This window comes from Acetobacterium sp. UBA5834 (genome assembly GCF_002435675.1).
GTDB lineage: Bacteria > Bacillota > Clostridia > Eubacteriales > Eubacteriaceae > Acetobacterium > Acetobacterium wieringae.
On sequence record NZ_DJGY01000054.1, the window covers coordinates 61,580 to 78,524 of the forward strand.

10 protein-coding genes, 2 riboswitches and 1 other annotated feature are annotated in these 16,945 nt (G+C 48.3%); of the genes, 8 read left to right on the forward strand and 2 right to left on the reverse strand.

Annotated features, from left to right (window positions below; all coding sequences use genetic code 11):
- Positions 1 to 153 precede the first annotated feature (153 nt).
- On the reverse strand, positions 154 to 4,527 hold the full coding sequence (locus B3F51_RS10875) for a YDG domain-containing protein (RefSeq protein ID WP_286947068.1): 4,374 nt from the start codon (positions 4,525 to 4,527) through the stop codon (positions 154 to 156).
- A gap of 302 nt (positions 4,528 to 4,829) precedes the next feature.
- Positions 4,830 to 4,935: riboswitch (glycine riboswitch) on the forward strand.
- Positions 4,936 to 4,938: 3 nt separating this feature from the next.
- Positions 4,939 to 5,005: riboswitch (glycine riboswitch) on the forward strand.
- Between the two features lie 67 nt (positions 5,006 to 5,072).
- Here B3F51_RS10875 and gcvH point away from each other — a divergent pair.
- The 7 genes from gcvH to B3F51_RS10910 all read left to right on the forward strand — a co-directional run bounded on the left by gcvH (position 5,073) and on the right by B3F51_RS10910 (position 14,851).
- Positions 5,073 to 5,450 carry a glycine cleavage system protein GcvH gene (gene gcvH, locus B3F51_RS10880; RefSeq protein WP_286947070.1) on the forward strand — a complete coding sequence of 126 codons (378 nt, stop codon included), beginning with the start codon at positions 5,073 to 5,075 and terminating at the stop codon, positions 5,448 to 5,450.
- Between the two features lie 20 nt (positions 5,451 to 5,470).
- Positions 5,471 to 8,113, forward strand: a complete 2,643-nt coding sequence (gene gcvT, locus B3F51_RS10885; RefSeq protein ID WP_286947072.1) for a glycine cleavage system aminomethyltransferase GcvT — start codon at positions 5,471 to 5,473, stop codon at positions 8,111 to 8,113.
- Positions 8,114 to 8,128: 15 nt separating this feature from the next.
- Positions 8,129 to 9,475 carry an aminomethyl-transferring glycine dehydrogenase subunit GcvPA gene (gene gcvPA, locus B3F51_RS10890; RefSeq protein WP_286947073.1) on the forward strand — a complete coding sequence of 449 codons (1,347 nt, stop codon included), beginning with the start codon at positions 8,129 to 8,131 and terminating at the stop codon, positions 9,473 to 9,475.
- Positions 9,468 to 10,934 carry an aminomethyl-transferring glycine dehydrogenase subunit GcvPB gene (gene gcvPB, locus B3F51_RS10895; protein ID WP_286947075.1) on the forward strand — a complete coding sequence of 489 codons (1,467 nt, stop codon included), beginning with the start codon at positions 9,468 to 9,470 and terminating at the stop codon, positions 10,932 to 10,934. The genes gcvPA and gcvPB overlap by 8 nt, the downstream gene beginning before the upstream one ends.
- 98 nt (positions 10,935 to 11,032) lie before the next feature.
- A complete protein-coding gene (sdaAB, locus tag B3F51_RS10900) occupies positions 11,033 to 11,695 on the forward strand; it encodes an L-serine ammonia-lyase, iron-sulfur-dependent subunit beta (protein WP_286947077.1) in 663 nt (220 codons plus the stop codon).
- An 8-nt stretch (positions 11,696 to 11,703) separates the two neighbouring features.
- The gene (sdaAA, locus tag B3F51_RS10905) at positions 11,704 to 12,579 is read left to right on the forward strand and encodes an L-serine ammonia-lyase, iron-sulfur-dependent, subunit alpha (protein ID WP_286947079.1); all 876 of its coding nucleotides are present in this window, start codon (positions 11,704 to 11,706) and stop codon (positions 12,577 to 12,579) included.
- Positions 12,580 to 12,895: 316 nt separating this feature from the next.
- Positions 12,896 to 13,278, forward strand: a binding site (T-box leader).
- Positions 13,279 to 13,330: 52 nt separating this feature from the next.
- Positions 13,331 to 14,851 carry a 2-isopropylmalate synthase gene (locus tag B3F51_RS10910; protein WP_286947080.1) on the forward strand — a complete coding sequence of 507 codons (1,521 nt, stop codon included), beginning with the start codon at positions 13,331 to 13,333 and terminating at the stop codon, positions 14,849 to 14,851.
- Positions 14,852 to 14,949: 98 nt separating this feature from the next.
- Here the strand turns inward: B3F51_RS10910 and B3F51_RS10915 are convergent, their stop codons facing one another.
- Positions 14,950 to 15,390 carry an Lrp/AsnC family transcriptional regulator gene (locus B3F51_RS10915; protein ID WP_349680220.1) on the reverse strand — a complete coding sequence of 147 codons (441 nt, stop codon included), beginning with the start codon at positions 15,388 to 15,390 and terminating at the stop codon, positions 14,950 to 14,952.
- Between the two features lie 265 nt (positions 15,391 to 15,655).
- Between B3F51_RS10915 and B3F51_RS10920 the strand changes: the two genes are divergently transcribed.
- A complete protein-coding gene (locus B3F51_RS10920; protein ID WP_250934474.1) occupies positions 15,656 to 16,915 on the forward strand; it encodes a Glu/Leu/Phe/Val family dehydrogenase in 1,260 nt (419 codons plus the stop codon).
- The last annotated feature ends 30 nt before the right edge of the window (positions 16,916 to 16,945 follow it).

Here is a 16,945-nt window from a genome sequence, read left to right on the forward strand (position 1 = left end):
ACCCATTTTTTATGATTTATCTCTTTTTCACTGTTTAACATAAAAATCACCTTCAGCTTTATACTGAGGTGATTTTAGCAGATTCTATTCTGTTTGGGTATGTGGGATACAATTGACGCTTACAATTGAATCTCTTGAATCTGATTGCTGGATTTAGTAGGCGAACAGGACGATAGTAGAGCCATTGTAATCGATCAACTCACTGGTAAAAGTGGACAACGGCTTCGGAGCGGTACAAATACTAGTAGCTCCCGAACCGCCAAAAAGACTTTTGTAGAGGTTGCCGGAACTGTCCTGATAGATCAGGTATTCTTTACTGTCATTATCTTTATAATAGGTAGGGTTGATCGGTGCTCCACTGCCTTGAAGGGTTACCTTCGATTGGCTCTCAGGTGCCCATTCTTGATTAGACCAAAAATAAATCATTCCATCAGAACCGACCGCCAATGGCGTGCCATCCGCATCAAGGCCAAAGACCTGGTAGCCTGATAAAATATTTGCACCATCATAATTAGTTGTGTTAAGTAGGCTAAAGTCTTTAATGGCAGTTGCATCTACAGCAGTCGTAGCGGTATAAATTTTTCCATCGGAGCCAAGTCCGTAGAAGGTTCCAATACCGTCAGTGCTGTATGTACACATAAAGAGTTTCATCCCGTCTGGCATGGTCAGGGTTTGGTAATCGCCCCAAGTTTTACCCCATGAAGACCAGCTACTATCACTGAAACTAGCGGTAACCAAGCCGCTTTTCGGTAGAATCTTGCCAGTTGCAGTTTTTGTTTCCATCTGATAATTACCGGCATCAGTCCCGCTCAGGGTGGGGGTTAAGCGGATCTCGTACCAACTATCATCCGGTGTGACGGCTGAAGTTGGTGCATTTCCAGAATAGTATTCCCCGCTACAGGCAGCTAGCGACACGGTATCACCTGCAACAATCCCGGAATATGAGTCGGTGGCGGGGCTGATTTTCGCATCGATGACTATGGCCGAAGTCTTGCCATCCCATTTTTTAAGGGTTTCCAGCTGGAGGCTGTCGTCGTAAGATAACATCCTTTTGTCGATACTGGTCGTGATTGTACCAGTATTGGCGGGCGGGGCCAGATAATTGGTGGAATTAACCGTATAGGTTATCGTGACCGGCTTATTGGGGCCGGCATTTTTATCATTAAAGGTGGCAGTCGCGGTGACTTTGGCTGTTTCACCTGAAAGGATGCCGTTAACGTCAGATGTGACATCCTGATCTTGAATATAAACGCCATTGAGTTTTACTGTTTGAGTGCTGTCGTAAGTTTTAGATGCGTAACTCGAAATATTATCAGGCAAGGCCCCGGTATAATTTAGCTGAATCGGATTGATCTTACCGCTACTGATCAGGGGATCGATCAGGTAATTGCCGGCATCAGGGCCGGAAAGCGAAAAGCTGGTAGTGATAGTACGGTTACCGGCATCGGCGCTATCATAATGGCTTGAAGCCGTCGCGGTGACCTGCTCGTTGCCGATAATCCCGGTCATGCCAGTACCGCCCGTGATGGTGGTGAGAGTAGAGCTGGCACTGACGTTGCCATCATAGTCTTTCTCGGTTTGTAGCCCCATCGCTTCAGCGGTAACCGATAGTTTCTTCTTGGTAATGCTGCCGCCATTTGTCGTGCCGGTTAAGCTGGATTGGTTATCAGCAAAAACATAATTGCTGGCTGAAGTGCCTTCCAGAGTAATGGTGTACTTGATGTAAAGATTAGCTGCATCTGAGGGCTTACTGGTTTCAGTTTGACAAGCGCTGTCGGTATAGTATTTTGAGTCTACTTTGGATAAAAGTGTTTTGCCTGCTTCAGAGGCAAATAGACCGTTGTTATCGCTGCAGCTGACATTTACATTCAGTTTAGCGGTGCTGGTACCGTCATATTCTTTTGTTTTTTCTGACACGGTTCCGGTATTTAGCGTCAGTGGGGTAATGGCAGCGGTTTTGCTGTGATCATCGGGCAGTGGCTGATAATTCCCGGCAGCATCCCCAGAAAGGGTGTAGCGGATGGTTATTGGCTTAGCGGGGCCAACATCCTTGCCGGTATCATAGGTGGCGGTGGCGGTGACTGTCACCTTGCCAGAATCCGTGTCGGCAATATTGCCGGCTGGGACGGACGTATTATAAATAATACCCGTATTATTGACCTCTGTAAAGACATTGGCGGTGCCGTCGTAGGCTTTGGCCACCGGAGTGGGAGCTGCTATTGTCAATGACCGTGCGGTAATGTTAGCCCCACTGATGGTTTCTGTCGCTGGGACCTGATAGCGATTGTTGGCAGAGGTGCTGTCAATTGAATAGCTAATCGTAATGGTTCGGTTGTCGCCGGCGTTTTGATTATCATAAGCAGCGGTGGCCGTGACGATAATAGTGGGGTCGGCTGCCACACCGGTTGCCACGCTGATCACGTTATTGCCAGCTTGAATTTTGCCCTTGCCATTAAACACGTCAGTGCTGCCATCATAGGTTTTGGTTTTATTGATATTCAGGCTGGTGCAAGAGACCGTCAGGGTTCTTTTGGTAATGGTTCCGGTACCCGAGTGGTCGGCCGGGGCGCTGTAATTTTCGGCATCGTTTCCCGACAGGGTGTAGAAACAGTTTACCGTTTTATTGGCTCCTACGTTGTTGTCTAAATAGGTGGCCGTTCGGGAGATCGTGAGATTATCGGCGGCCAGCTGGCCTATGTCTTCGGTAATCACGGTGTCAAGCATCGTTGTTCCGTCATACTCTTTTGAGATCGGTGTTGTCGGGAGGCTCAGGGGTTTTGTTAGAATCTCGCCCTTGATTGTCGTGGTCGCCGGGGGATTGTACTTGCTGGCAGCAGCTCCGGATAGATTGTAGGTGATGGTGATATCCTTATTGCTGCCGACGTTTTTATTGTCATAGGTAGCCGTGGCGGTAACGGTTACGGTATCACCGATCGCAATTCCAGTGATGGCTGCACTGTCGAGTAGCTGATTGGTTACATCGGTGGCGGTAGTACCATCGTAGGTTTTAGATGGGCTGACAGTTGGGACAGTGGTCACACTCAGACTGATTTTGCTCGGTGGGGTATAACCGCCACCGCCGTTATCACCACCGCTGCCCCCGGGTTGCGGCTGAGGTGTTGGTTCTGGGGTGGGGATTACAGGTGGCACCACTACCTCGGGGTCAACCGTATAATTATCGGGAGCCTTTTCAAAGCTGACATTGTCTGAAGAAATATCGGCTTTGCTGATCTTACCGCTACCAGTGATATTAGTGGGGGCTGACAAGGCCAGGCTTGTTACGGAGGTGGTACTACCAAGTTCAATGGCGGTATTTTGGCCGTCTTCGCCGACATCCAGGGTTTTAATGCTGGTCTGCCCCTGGGTTTTAATCACCGCATTGGGAGCATTGACTGTGACTGAATCGAATTCGCCTTCAAGAATCAGGGTTTCGCCAGCAGCGTTTTCGCTTAGGATAACTGGCACTCCGTCAAGGCCGGTGGCAACAATCCGGACACCGCCGTCAGGAGCCTGTTCAATCAGAATTTTTGAATAGTCGCCACCGTTAATGTGAATACTGTTCTGGCCGCCGCCACGAACCCGCAGCTCACCGGAAACAGTGACATTGTTCAAGGTCACGTTACCGTTGCCTACGGCCTCATCAATGATCAGATTGCCATCAATTGTTAAGTTCTGAAGCGTCACATCACCGGTGGTGACAATTACATCCTGATTGATCGATTCGCTTCCGCTACTTGGTCCATAGCTACCGGCTTTACTGTAAATGGTTGATTGGGTCAAATCTTCAAGCTGGTTCATCGCCTTTTGGATAGTTGCAATGGCGGTGGCGATTTCAGTAGAACTGCTTTGCTTATCAATCTTGTTTTGAGAAACAACGGATTGCAGATTATTCCAGGAAGTTTTGCTAAAGTCGGATTCGTTTAAACTTTCAATTTGTTTTATCAGGGCAGTGTAGGCACTTAAATCGGTGCCAGTCGTGGCATCCTTGACAATTTCCAGTTTTAACGCTTCAAGGCGAAGCGAGCTGCCCACGGTACCAAGCTGTTCACCATCAAGGAACCATTTTTCCGAAGCGGCTGGCAAATCGCCAATATTCTGGACATGACCGCGGTAACGGACATGATAACCGGATACCTGTTTGCCGGTGGTGTCAAGCAGAACAATTTTGATCGCTTCAATGCGCAGTCCCTTGCCGCGGGTGCCGGCATAGTCGCCGTTTTTGGCCCAAGTGCTGGGATCATTTTCATCATAGAGCCAGCCGATGTTTTGAACATGGACGTTGTAACGTAGTTCAATCTCCGAGGCCACGTCCGCATCGGGTTTTAATTCGAAGCCTTCGATACGTTTACTCTGGCCAACGGTGCCAATTATCTCCGGACTTTCGATCCAGGTGTGGTCGGCAGGATAATCACCTAAGTTTTCAATGTGGCCGCGGGATAAGACCGGGACGATTTCTGTCTCGGCGAGGGCGGGTTGAATTGGGATGAAGAGGGCAAATAAAAGCAGGATAAGTAGTGTTTTTTTCATGAATGTTCTCCTTACAGGGTTATGCTAAATTGAGTGACGATCGCATCATCACTTGAATTCTACATTTAAAGCTAGTTTATTCTAACAGATATTAAAGTCTATACTCACAACAATTCACGAAGAAAACAGCCGTTTCGCGAAAGTGGGCGACTATTCGGGCAAAGGATAATTGTAATAAAAATGGCCACCGTTTGAAATAATATGGTTTCAGTGGTTGACAATTACCGGGTCAGCGGTGTATACTCACAACAACTTGATAAATAGATCAGGCTCAAAAATACAATTAAACGATGGTATGATGAATGATGGATACGGGAGAGACTGCAGAGTGTGCAGCACCGAAGGAATAAGCTGGTATTAGCCATAATATCGGCGATGATCTCAGGTAAAGAGGACCGTATCTGGACATCTCTCTGGAAAGCGAAGACGCACCGAAGGGGCAACTTTATAGTAGGAATCTCTCAGGTCAATAACAGAGCAGAAGGCATTAGCTTTCTGCTTTTTTTGTTTTTTTGTTAAAATTAGAAAAATGGAGGATTAAAAAAATGAGAATTGTTGCAGGGTTGAAGTATTCAAAGGATCATGAGTGGGTTAAGGTAGAAGGCAATCAGGCCACCATAGGGATTACCGATTACGCCCAACATTCCCTGGGGGACATTGTTTTTGTTGAATTGCCGGAAGTGGGTGATCATATCGATAAGGATCAAACCTTTGGGGTGGTCGAATCGGTTAAGGCGGCTTCCGATATTTATTTGCCGGTGGCCGGAACGGTCGAGAAAATTAACGAAGCGCTGAATGATGAGCCAGAGCTGATTAATACCGATGCCTTTGAAAACTGGTTGATTTGTGTTGAAATGGATGATCCCACAGAAGTTGATGACTTGATGGACGCAACCGAGTACGAAGCGTTTTGTCAGGAATAGAAAGCGTGCGAGATCAGCAAATGGGAGATTTAAAACGCACCGTATTATATGACAATCATGTCAAAGCCGGAGCCACCTTGGTAGATTTTGGGGGCTGGGAGATGCCAATTCAGTATCCCCATGGCATTGTTGATGAGCATTTCCATACCCGGATTAAAGCGGGCATCTTTGATGTTTCACATATGGCCCGCTTCATCATCACCGGAAAAGAGGCCACCGCTTTTTTACAGTATGTCCTGACCAACAATGTTTTTGCGCTGGATCTGCTTCAGGCTCAGTATACGATGATTCCCAACAAAAACGGCGGCGCCATTGATGACGCCTACCTTTACCGCTTTTATGAAGATCGCTACCTGCTGGTAGTGAATGCGGCCAACGCCGACAAAGATTGGCAGCATCTGAATAATGAAATCAAAGCCTTTGATGCCCAAATAACCGATCAATCCGCTGAGCTGGCGATGATTTCACTGCAAGGCCCGGAAGCCAAGAATATTTTGAAAAAATTGACCGGAAGCGAATTTTTGACCGAACCCCTTAAGAATGCATTGGGAATTCTTAATTATCACGGGGCCCCCCTCCTGATTGCACGAACTGGCTACACGGGAGAACCCCTGGGTTTTGAACTGTTTGCCAAGGCGGAGCAAAGCCCGGAAATCTGGGAAAAGCTGCTGGGATTGGGTGCCATGGCCGTCGGTCTGGGGGCCCGGGATACATTAAGACTGGAAGCCGGTCTGCCGCTATATGGACACGAACTGGGACTGGATAACGAGGGTCAGGAGATTCCGATTTTCTCCTGTCCACTGGCTAAATTTGCTGTCAGCTTTGCCGCGGATAAGGGCAATTATCTGGGGCGGGCACCACTTCGGGAACAGTATTGCGGCTTTAAGGCCATCATGGAACGGGATTTTAGCGATTTATCCAAACTGCCCAGAATTGTCAGATCGTTGGCGATTACCGGCAAAGGTGTAGCCCGGGCCGGATGCAAGGTTTTTAAAGATGGCAGGGAAGTCGGCGTGATCACCAGTGCCACCATGGTACCCTATTTAAAAGCCGAAGGCTATGGACTGGATAGCAAGATAACCGATGAAAAAGCGATGCGTGGGATTGGTCTGGCGCTGCTTGATGGCGATGTCGAGATCAACGATCCGGTGGAGGTCGAAATCCGCAACAAACGGGTTGCGGCGGTGATTGTGCCCTATCATTTAAAAAGTGATGCGCCCCCGTATGCCCGCCCGATTCTTTATGGCGTGGAGGTAACAAGACAGTTTGAAAGCGCCGCTAATTATCCCGGCAAAGCCCTCAATCTGCTAAAGAAGAGCCTTGACAATACCCATCACCGGCAGTATGAAACCATTAACCTGATTCCGTCGGAACAGGCTCATTCGTCAGCGGTACGGTTGTTATCAGTGATGGATCCGTCGTTTCGCTACGCAGAGCACAAAAAAACCAAATCCTTTTATGATTATGACGTTTTTTATTATCAGGGAACAGCTTTTATCGACGAGATTGAATATTTGCTGATGGAAGAATTCAAGCAGTACTTTAACTGTGCCGAGGTTGAAACTCGGGTAATCAGCGGGCAAATGGCCAATACGGCAGTCTTTAGTGCTTTGATGGATTACAAGAATCGGGTCAACCGTAAGGTTGAGGCCAAGCGGTTGGGCTATATCCTGAACAATCATATCATCCGTGGTGGTCATTTAAGCGCCCAGCCAATGGGTGCCCTGCATGACTATATCGCCGTCGATCCCCGGACGGAAAAAACGGCAGTTGTCAATTTCCCGGTGGAGCCCGATAACCTCTTTAAGATCGATGTCGAAGAAACCAAAAAGGTCATTACGACGTATCGACCGGAATTAATTATCTTTGGTAAGAGCATGGTTCTGCACAAGGAACCGGTACAGGAAATACGCCAATTTATCGATGATCAGAAGCTCAATGCGGTGATTATGTATGACATGGCCCACGTTCTGGGACTGGTCGGTGATTATTTCCAGGATCCCTTTAAAGAAGGGGCTGAGCTGGTGACTGGTTCCACCCATAAAACATTTTTTGGAACCCAGCGTGGGGTCATTGCCGGAAATTATGACAAGGATGATTATAAGTATGGCCTTTGGGAAACCATCGAGACCCGGGCGTTTCCAGGCAGTGTCAGTAACCACCATCTCGGAACGATGTTGGGTCTGTTAATGGCGGCCTACGAAATGAATTATTTTAAAGATGATTATCAGCGCACTGTCATCGAGAATGCCAAATATTTTGCCAGGGCGCTGGCTGAAGCTGGACTTGATGTGGCCGGTGATCCACAGATTTCCTATACCGAGACCCACCAGGTGGTGGTTCGGGTTGGCTATGGCATTGGTCCGGAAGTGGCCAGACGTCTTGAAGAAAGCAATATCATCATTAATTACCAGGCAACGCCGGAAGAAGAGGGTTTTACCGCTTCCGGGGCAATCCGCATTGGTGTTGCTGAGATGACCCGCTTTGGTTTTACCAAGGCAGCCTTTAAAGAGACGGCTGAGCTGATGGCCGATGTGATTTTGCGTAAAAAAACAGTGGCGGAAGACGTTAAAAAGCTCCGTAGCCAGTTTACTACAATGAAATACTGCTTTGATGATGAAGCGATAGCAGAACAACTTGAAAAACTGAAAGCCACACTTTAAAGGAGGAAAACACCGATGGCATCTTATTTATCAACAACCGGAGAAGAACAACAGGCGATGCTAAAAAAGCTGGGTCTGACATCCCGGGACGCACTCTTTGCAGACATCCCCGGGGCAGTCCGGCTGGACCGGGAACTGGCGTTGCCGGAAGCCCTGTCAGAAATGGAGTTGATCACCCTGATGCGGGAGCTGACACAAAAAAATACCAACCTGGACAGCTACGCCTGTTTTTTGGGAGCCGGGGCGTATGATCATTTTATTCCCAGTGTTGTTGGCAGTCTGACTTCCCGACAGGAATTCTACACGGCTTACACACCCTATCAGCCGGAAATCAGTCAGGGCACCCTGCAGGCAATCTTTGAGTTTCAATCGATGATCTGTGAGCTGACCGGAATGGAGATTGCCAATGCGTCAATGTACGATGGCGCCACGGCACTGGCCGAAGCGGTGGCGATGGCTGTCAGTCAGACGGGTCGGGACGAAGTGCTGATTGCCAGCACCGTTGCTCCCGAGCATCGCCAGGTGGTGCAAACCTATGCCCGCTTTAAAAATGTGCAGGTGAGAGAAATTGGTTTTCAAAATGGTACCATCGATTTAAACCAGCTTGAAGCCTTATGCAGCGCAAAGACCGCTGCGGTGATTGTGCAAAGTCCGAACTTTTTTGGCGCTATTGAAGAGTTGAGCCGGGTGGCGGACCTTGCCCATCAACAAAAAGCCTTGTTTATTGCCTCGGTCGATCCATTGTCATTGGCAATCCTTCGATCTCCAGGCGAATTGGGTGCTGATATCGTGGTTGGAGATGGTCAGTGCCTGGGGAATCCAATCAGTTTCGGCGGGCCGGGACTGGGTTTTATGGCAACAACCAAGGCTCTGATGCGAAAATTGCCTGGTCGGGTGGTTGGAGAAACCACTGACCATGACGGCAAACGAGCCTTTGTCTTAACCCTTCAGACCAGAGAACAGCATATTCGGCGGGATAAGGCGACGTCCAATATCTGTTCGAATCAGGCCCTGAATGCCTTGGCAGCAACGATTTATCTGACGTTACTGGGCAAGGCGGGGCTAAAAGAGGTGGCTACCCTATGCCTTCGTAAAGCCCATTATCTCCATGACAGGCTGATTGCCACCGGAAAATTTACCCCGGCTTTTACAGCTCCATTCTTTAAAGAGTTTGCAGTTATCGGCACAACTGCACCGGAAGACTTAAACAAAGATCTGCTGGGGGATGGAATCATCGGCGGTTATGAATTAAAAAAGGCCTATCCGGAGTTTGAGTATGGCTGGTTGCTGGCGGTCACTGAAAAACGAACCCGCCAGGAAATTGATCAGCTGGTAGAAAAGGTGGTGAAGCATTGTGATTAAACAAGAAGCGCTTATTTTTGAAAAGTCGGTGCCGGGAAGAAAAGCTGATATTCTGCCAATGTGTGATGTTCCCGAGATATCCATTGACACCATGATCCCCGAAGTGTTTTTACGTACTGAGGAAGCAGCCTTGCCGGAGGTTAGCGAGATCGATACAATCCGCCACTTTACGGCCCTTTCGCAAATGAATCACGGGGTTGATTCGGGTTTTTATCCTCTGGGCTCCTGTACCATGAAATATAACCCCAAAGTTAATGAAGCGGTGGCTCAGTACCGTGGTTTTACCGGGGTTCACCCCTATCAGCCCGAGCAGACTGTTCAAGGCTGTCTGGAAGTGCTTTATCAAACCGATCGAATGCTGGCAGAGATTACCGGAATGGAACGGGTATCGCTGCAACCGGCGGCTGGCGCCCATGGCGAAATGGCGGGACTGATGATTATTAAAGCCTATCATCAGCACCGAGGTGATACAAAGCGACAAAAAATTGTTGTACCAGATTCATCCCATGGCACCAATCCGGCCTCAGCGGCGGTCGTTGGGTTTGATGTCATCGAGGTGAAGTCCAATCAGGCTGGTGGGGTTGATCTTGAAGCACTGCAGGCGGTGATGAGTGATGAAATTGCCGGACTGATGCTGACGAATCCCAGTACTCTGGGCTTATTTGAAGAAAATATTGTCGAAATAGCGAAGATCGTCCATCAGGCGGGGGGGCTGCTCTATTATGACGGTGCCAATATGAACGCCATCATGGGCAAAACCCGCCCGGGTGACATGGGCTTTGATGTGGTACATCTCAATCTCCACAAAACCTTTAGCACACCTCATGGCGGTGGCGGCCCGGGTTCAGGCCCGGTGGGAGTGAAAAAAGAATTGGTTCCCTTTCTGCCAGGGCCGGTAGTGGAAAGCGGCACCAACGGCTATTATCTTGATGGTGACCGGCCGCTGTCAATTGGCCGGGTTAAATCGTTCTATGGTAATTTTTTAGTGGTCGTTAAAGCGTTTGCTTACATCCGTTCATTAGGGGCAAAGGGACTACGGGAAGCTTCAGAAATGGCGGTGCTAAATGCCAACTATATCCGTGCTGGGCTTTGTGAGGATTATGAATTGCCATTTGGAAAAACTTGTATGCATGAAGTTGTTTTTTCAGCTCAAAAGCAGGCAAAGGCCGGGGTGTCGGCACTTGATATTGCCAAGCGTCTGATTGATTTTGGCTATCATCCGCCGACGATCTATTTTCCGCTGATTGTCAAAGAAGCACTGATGATTGAACCAACTGAAACCGAAAGTAAAGAAACCCTTGATGCTTTTATTGCGGCGATGAAACAGATTGCCAGGGAAGCACAAGAAAATCCGGAAGTAGTTAAATCGGCACCGCATGATACCATTGTCGGGCGATTGGATGAGGTAAAAGCAGTTCGTAAGCCAGTTCTTACATTCAGTCAGAAGGCGGGCGCTTAAAAAGGACTATTCTGGGTAAGAAAATATCAGAAAAATCGATGGCATCGTTGTAGAGTGCTGAGTAAAAGTCTGGCTGATGCCGAAAGAGTGAGGTTGGGATGAATGTATTTGACATTATTGGACCGATTATGGTGGGCCCCTCCAGTTCCCATACGGCCGGGGCGGTGCGGATCGGAAAAATCGCCCGGGCGGTGTCCGGTGGGCAGCCAGCGACGGTGATGATAGAGCTCTTTGGTTCGTTTGCCCAAACCTATAAGGGTCACGGTACCGATAAGGCAATTATTGCTGGCTTATTGGGGATGGCTCCGGATGATGAACGCATCAAAGACAGTCTGGAGCTGGCCCGGGACCTGGGCATGGCCTTTAAATTTAAAAAATCCGGCAACAAAGCGGTTCATCCCAATACGGCTCTGATTGCAGCGGTTGATTCACAGGGCAAAAAAACCATTGTCCAGGGATCATCGGTGGGTGGTGGCCGAATTGTGGTCAACCGGATTAATGAGATCAATGTCAAGTTTAATGGCGAATACTACACTCTGCTGGTGCCCCATCATGATACGCCGGGAATGATCGCGGCAGTGACCAATTTGCTGGCTGATCAGGGGATCAACATTGCCGAGATGAACATGTATCGTTCCCAACGAGGTGGTGAAGCAATGATGGTGATTGAAACCGACCAGGCCGTTAATGAAGAACTGGTCAGTTTAATTGAAGCAGTGAACTCTGTAAAAAAGGCGGTTTTAATCAAACCAATCTATTAGGAGCGAAGATGATAAGTTATGATTCCGTACAGGAACTGGCAGACAAGGCGACAAAAAAGGGAAAACGTATTTCGGCGTTGGTTCTGGCCGATCAGGCGCTGCAGATGGAAAGATCCCAGCAAGACCTGATCGAAGAAATGAAAAAAAGCCTGCAGGTGATGGCCGAAGCCGCCAGCAAAGGCTTAAACAGCGGGAGTAAGTCAGCCAGTGGTTTGAGTGGCGGGGATGCGCTTAAAATGAAACAGGCCATTCGTGCCGGTCAGTCCCTCGGCGGGATGGTGCTCAGCGAAACCCTGGCCAAGGCCCTGGCCATTGCTGAAGTGAATGCCTGCATGGGGCGAATTGTGGCAGCTCCCACCGCTGGTTCCTGCGGGATCATTCCGGCTCTTTTGCTGACCTTGAAAGAAGCATACGATTTAACCGAAGCGCAGGTGGTGATGAGTCTTTTTACCGCCGCCGGGTTGGGTATGGTAATTGCCAAAAAAGCCAGTATATCTGGGGCTGAAGGTGGCTGTCAGGCCGAATGTGGCAGTGCCGCGGCGATGGCGGCAGCGGCAGCGGTTGAGCTGATGGGCGGTACCCCGCAAATGTGCGCCCATGCCTGTGCCATTGCGCTGAAAAGCGTACTGGGGCTGGTCTGTGATCCGGTGGCCGGGCTGGTTGAAGTGCCCTGTGTCAAGCGCAATGCCAGCGGGGCGGCCAATGCCCTGATTGCTGCAGAAATGGCCCTGGCGGGTATTGAAAGTGTCATCCCGGTGGATGAGGTGATTGCCGCCATGAAAGACATTGGGGATGCGATGCCGAAAACGCTCAAAGAAACGGCAGAAGGCGGACTGGCCGACACCCCGACAGCCAAGAAAATGGCCCGGGAGATTTTCCGCTAATTCTGGCCGGGATCATTATGTGTAACGGACAAGCAGGCAATCAGATTACAACCAGACATGGCATGGATGGCGGTGTAAAAAGATTGGGCGTTTTTAGAAATAAAGAGCATTGTCTTTCATCTTTCTTTAACATCTGCTTAAATAAATGAAAAGTTACAGAGAAAGTTAAGCTTAACAATTTATAATTTGTGAAGTGAGAAAAGTTTCGACATCTTTTTTCACTTCACTATCATTGGCAGCTGTTTATAAACGGCTGCTTTTTCTGCTTTATTGGGTTGACAAACGGGTTTGATTCGTTTATGATGAATAAAATATCAGAAAGACGTAGATGCGGAATAGTAGTTGTTGGATGATTTGCAGAGATCTGCTGGGTGGTGTGAAGCAGAAATCAGAAGATGATGAACTCACCTCGGAGTTGCTTGCTGAAACAGTGCCGATAGAGTCGGCGAAAATTAGGTTAAGACGGAAGCCCACCGTTACAGGGGATGGATATCGGTTTTATTAAGCCCGTATTGAAGATTTATAAAAAGAGTGGTATAGCAGATTTTTCGTCTGTCTCGTTTGAGACAGGCGTTTTTTTATACACTAATTTTAGACGAAAAAGAATCTTCAGGGGCAGTAAAGGGTATCGATAAAGTGCATGCAGTCTTCTGTGTGAATAAGAGTGGTACCGCGGAAAGCTCCCTTTTCGTCTCTGATTGAGATGATAAGGGAGCTTTTTTTACCCAAAATTCATAAAAGGAGAAAGAGTATGTCACGAAAAATTTATGTTTTTGACACCACCTTAAGAGATGGTGAGCAGGTGCCGGGGGCCAAATTGAATCTGGCCGAAAAGCTGGAGGTGGCCCAGCAGATTGCCAAAATGAAGGTCGATATGATGGAGGTAGGCTTTCCGTCGTCATCCCAGGGGGATTTTGAGGCCGTTCGGGCGATTAGCCGAAAAATCGGCCAGGACGTCTGGATTGCGGCCCTGGGTCGGGCGGTGGAAGCAGACATTGATTGCATTTATGAGAGTATCCGGGCGGCCGAAAATCCGTTGATTCATATTGTTTTGGGTTCATCAGGTGTTCACGTCGCCAAGAAATTTAAGAAAACACCGGAGCAGGTTATCGAGATGGGTGTCGGCGCAGTTAAATATGCCATCAGTCTGCTACCCCAGGTTCAGTATTCGTTGGAAGATGCCAGCCGCTCGGAGTTTGAGTATCTCTGGCAAACCATTGAAGCGGTGGTTAAGGCTGGTGCCACCATCATTAATGTGCCGGATACGGTGGGGTTTGCCATTCCTGAGGAATTTGGCAAGCTGATCTACCGCATTAATGATCGGCTTAAAAATCTCGATCCCAGGGTGATGCTCAGTGTTCATTGTCATAATGACACTGGTCTGGCTACCGCCAATACCCTGGCAGCGGTTAAAAACGGGGCGGATAAGGTGGAATGTACCATCAATGGGATCGGTGAGCGGGCCGGCAATACCGCACTGGAAGAAGTGGTCATGGGGATTTCGCTCCACCCGGCTTATTATGGCGGACATACCACGGTGGACTCCAAAAAAATCTATGAAACATCCCGGATGGTCAGTGCCACCATGGGCTTGGATATTCAGGTCAACAAGGCCATCACCGGGGAAAATGCCTTTGCTCATTCCTCGGGAATCCATCAGGATGGGCTGCTCAAATCCAAGGATGTTTATGAAATTATGGATCCACAAACCATCGGAGCACCGGCAATGGAAATTGTCCTCACTGCCAGATCAGGCCGACATGCGTTTATGCACGTCACAAAGCGTCTGGGTTTTGATATTCCTGAGGTCTCAGTGGCAGCCATCTACCAGCAGTTTTTGACGATGGCCGATGCCAAAAAAGAAATCTACGACAATGATGTCCTGACCCTGCTGAAAAACAGTGGCGTTCCCAGCAGTGCTACGAGCCCGGAATTATGGCAGCTACTTGATTATCAGCTACAGGTGACCGGAGGGTTACCAGTAGCAACAGTTAGGCTGGTAAAAGGTGAGCAGGAAGTGGTGAGCAGCCGCAGCGGATCCGGGGTTATTGATGCCCTTTATGGAGCGATTATGGAAGCTATCGGGGCGCCCATTGAACTCATCGATTACCGGATCAACAGCCTCAGTCGGGGCAAAGGGAGTCTGGGCAAGGTCACCGCCCAGATTCGCTGCGATGACCAGTTGTTCTCGGGTAAAGCCATCGAGCAGGATGTGATGCGGGCCAGTGCCCTGGCGCTGATTAATGCGGTCAATAAGATGCTGCTTAAATAAGTAAAAATTAACGGAAAAAATCTTATGGTAAGGGCTTAAAAAATTAACACGGGCTTATCAGCAGATGATCGGAGGCAATCAAAATGTTTGCCTCCGATTTATTCCAAAGCAAACTCAATCCCCCGATGCTCCACCGAAGTTGAAAAGACAATCAGGGTTTTAGTTCGGCCGAATCGTTGCAGTTCGCCGATGAAGCTGTCCAATTCGCTGGTGCTGGGGAAAAGAACTTCCAGTAGCATCGAATAATCACCGGTGACACAATTGCATTCGATCACATTATTGCAGCCCTGGATGTAGGGATAGAACTCTTTTTTGCGGATCGGTTCAACCTCCAGATTGACAAAGGCCTTGATATGATAGCCCATTTTGATGGGATTCACTACCGCCTGATAGCCGCTAATATAATTATTCTTTTCCAGTTGTTCGATCCGGGAAGAAACCGCCGGTGACGAGAGATAGACCTGAGCGGCCAGTTCTTTGATTGAGATTCGGCCGTTTTTCTGGAGCAGATTTAATATCTGCAGATCGATGGCGTCCAATTGTTTGTTTTTCATTATTTAGTCTCCTGAATTATTGAAAATAATTGAAAATGGATTGTTAGTGTAAAATAGTCGATGTTTGTTACAATATTGTAACATAATTAAATTAAGTAAAGAAGTGAAAAAACTTTTTAAATTAGGTGAATACACTTAAAATAATTAGGTATCATCGTTTTGTGTTGAGTGATTGACAATGTAAATGTTTTAAGTTTATGATTGTTTTCAGTTGATGTGCCGCAACAAATTATAAGCAGGAGACAAGTGTATGAGCGAATTCTATGATCCCTATTCGAACGTGGTAGATGTAATGACAGAGGCAATGGAAATTGGCGGGATGAATCAGTATATGTTTGATATCATTAAAAACCCCCAAAGGGAAACAAAGGTCTATTTGCCGGTGGAAATGGATGATGGAACGGTACAGGTTTTTGAAGGCTATCGAGTTCAGCATTCCAATATCCGGGGGCCGTTTAAAGGCGGGATCCGCTTTCATCAGGACTGTAATTTAAATGAAGTCAAGGCCCTGGCCACCTGGATGTCGTTAAAATGTGCAGTCGTTAATATTCCCTACGGTGGGGCTAAAGGTGGGGTGCGGGTTGATCCCAATACGCTTTCTCAACGGGAACTGCGCAAACTGACCAGACGTTACGCCTTTGCCATCGAACCGCTAATTGGTGCGGATATGGATATTCCAGCACCAGACGTTAACACCAACTCCCAAACCATGGCCTGGATTCTGGATACCTATAGCATGCTAAAAGGTAAGCCCTGCCCTGGGGTGGTCACCGGAAAACCCTTGGAGCTGGGTGGCTCTAAAGGACGGAATTCGGCCACTGGCCGGGGCGTGGCGATCAGTACCAAACTGATTCTGGAACGGGATGGCAAGCAGCTTGCGGATGTTTCGGTGGCAATCTCGGGGATGGGCAATGTCGGTGGGAATGCCGCCCGGATTCTTTTTCATCGGGGCAGTAAAATTGTGGCCTTAAGTGATGTTTCGGGAGGAATTTACTGCGAAAACGGTTTGGATGCTGATGAAATATCGGAGTTTCTGGAGCTTACCGGTAAGCAGTTAAAAGATTATCAGAAAGCGGGGGTCCGTCATATTTCCCATGAGGAAGTCCTGACCTGCAAATGTGATGTGCTGATCCCGGCGGCGCTGGAGAACCAGATCAATGCTGAAAATGCCGAAAAACTGCAGTGTTCTTATGTCATTGAAGGCGCCAACGGTCCGACCAGCGTGGCCGCCGATGCGCTATTGGAAGAACGGGGCATCGTCCTGGTGCCGGATATTTTTGCCAACAGCGGTGGGGTGATTGTTTCTTATTTTGAGTGGGTTCAGAATATTCAGATCTTAACCTGGAACCGGGAGCAGGTCAATAAAACCCTGGAGAAAATTATGTCAGCCGCATTTATTGAAATTCTCGAAGAAAGTCAGCAATCCCAGTGTTCATTGCGGATGGCGGCCTATATCATCGCTCTGAAACGGTTGATTTATGCTGAAGAGATTAAGGGGATTTTCCCCTGATTGACAAGGACATTTGATCAAGCTTTAGGA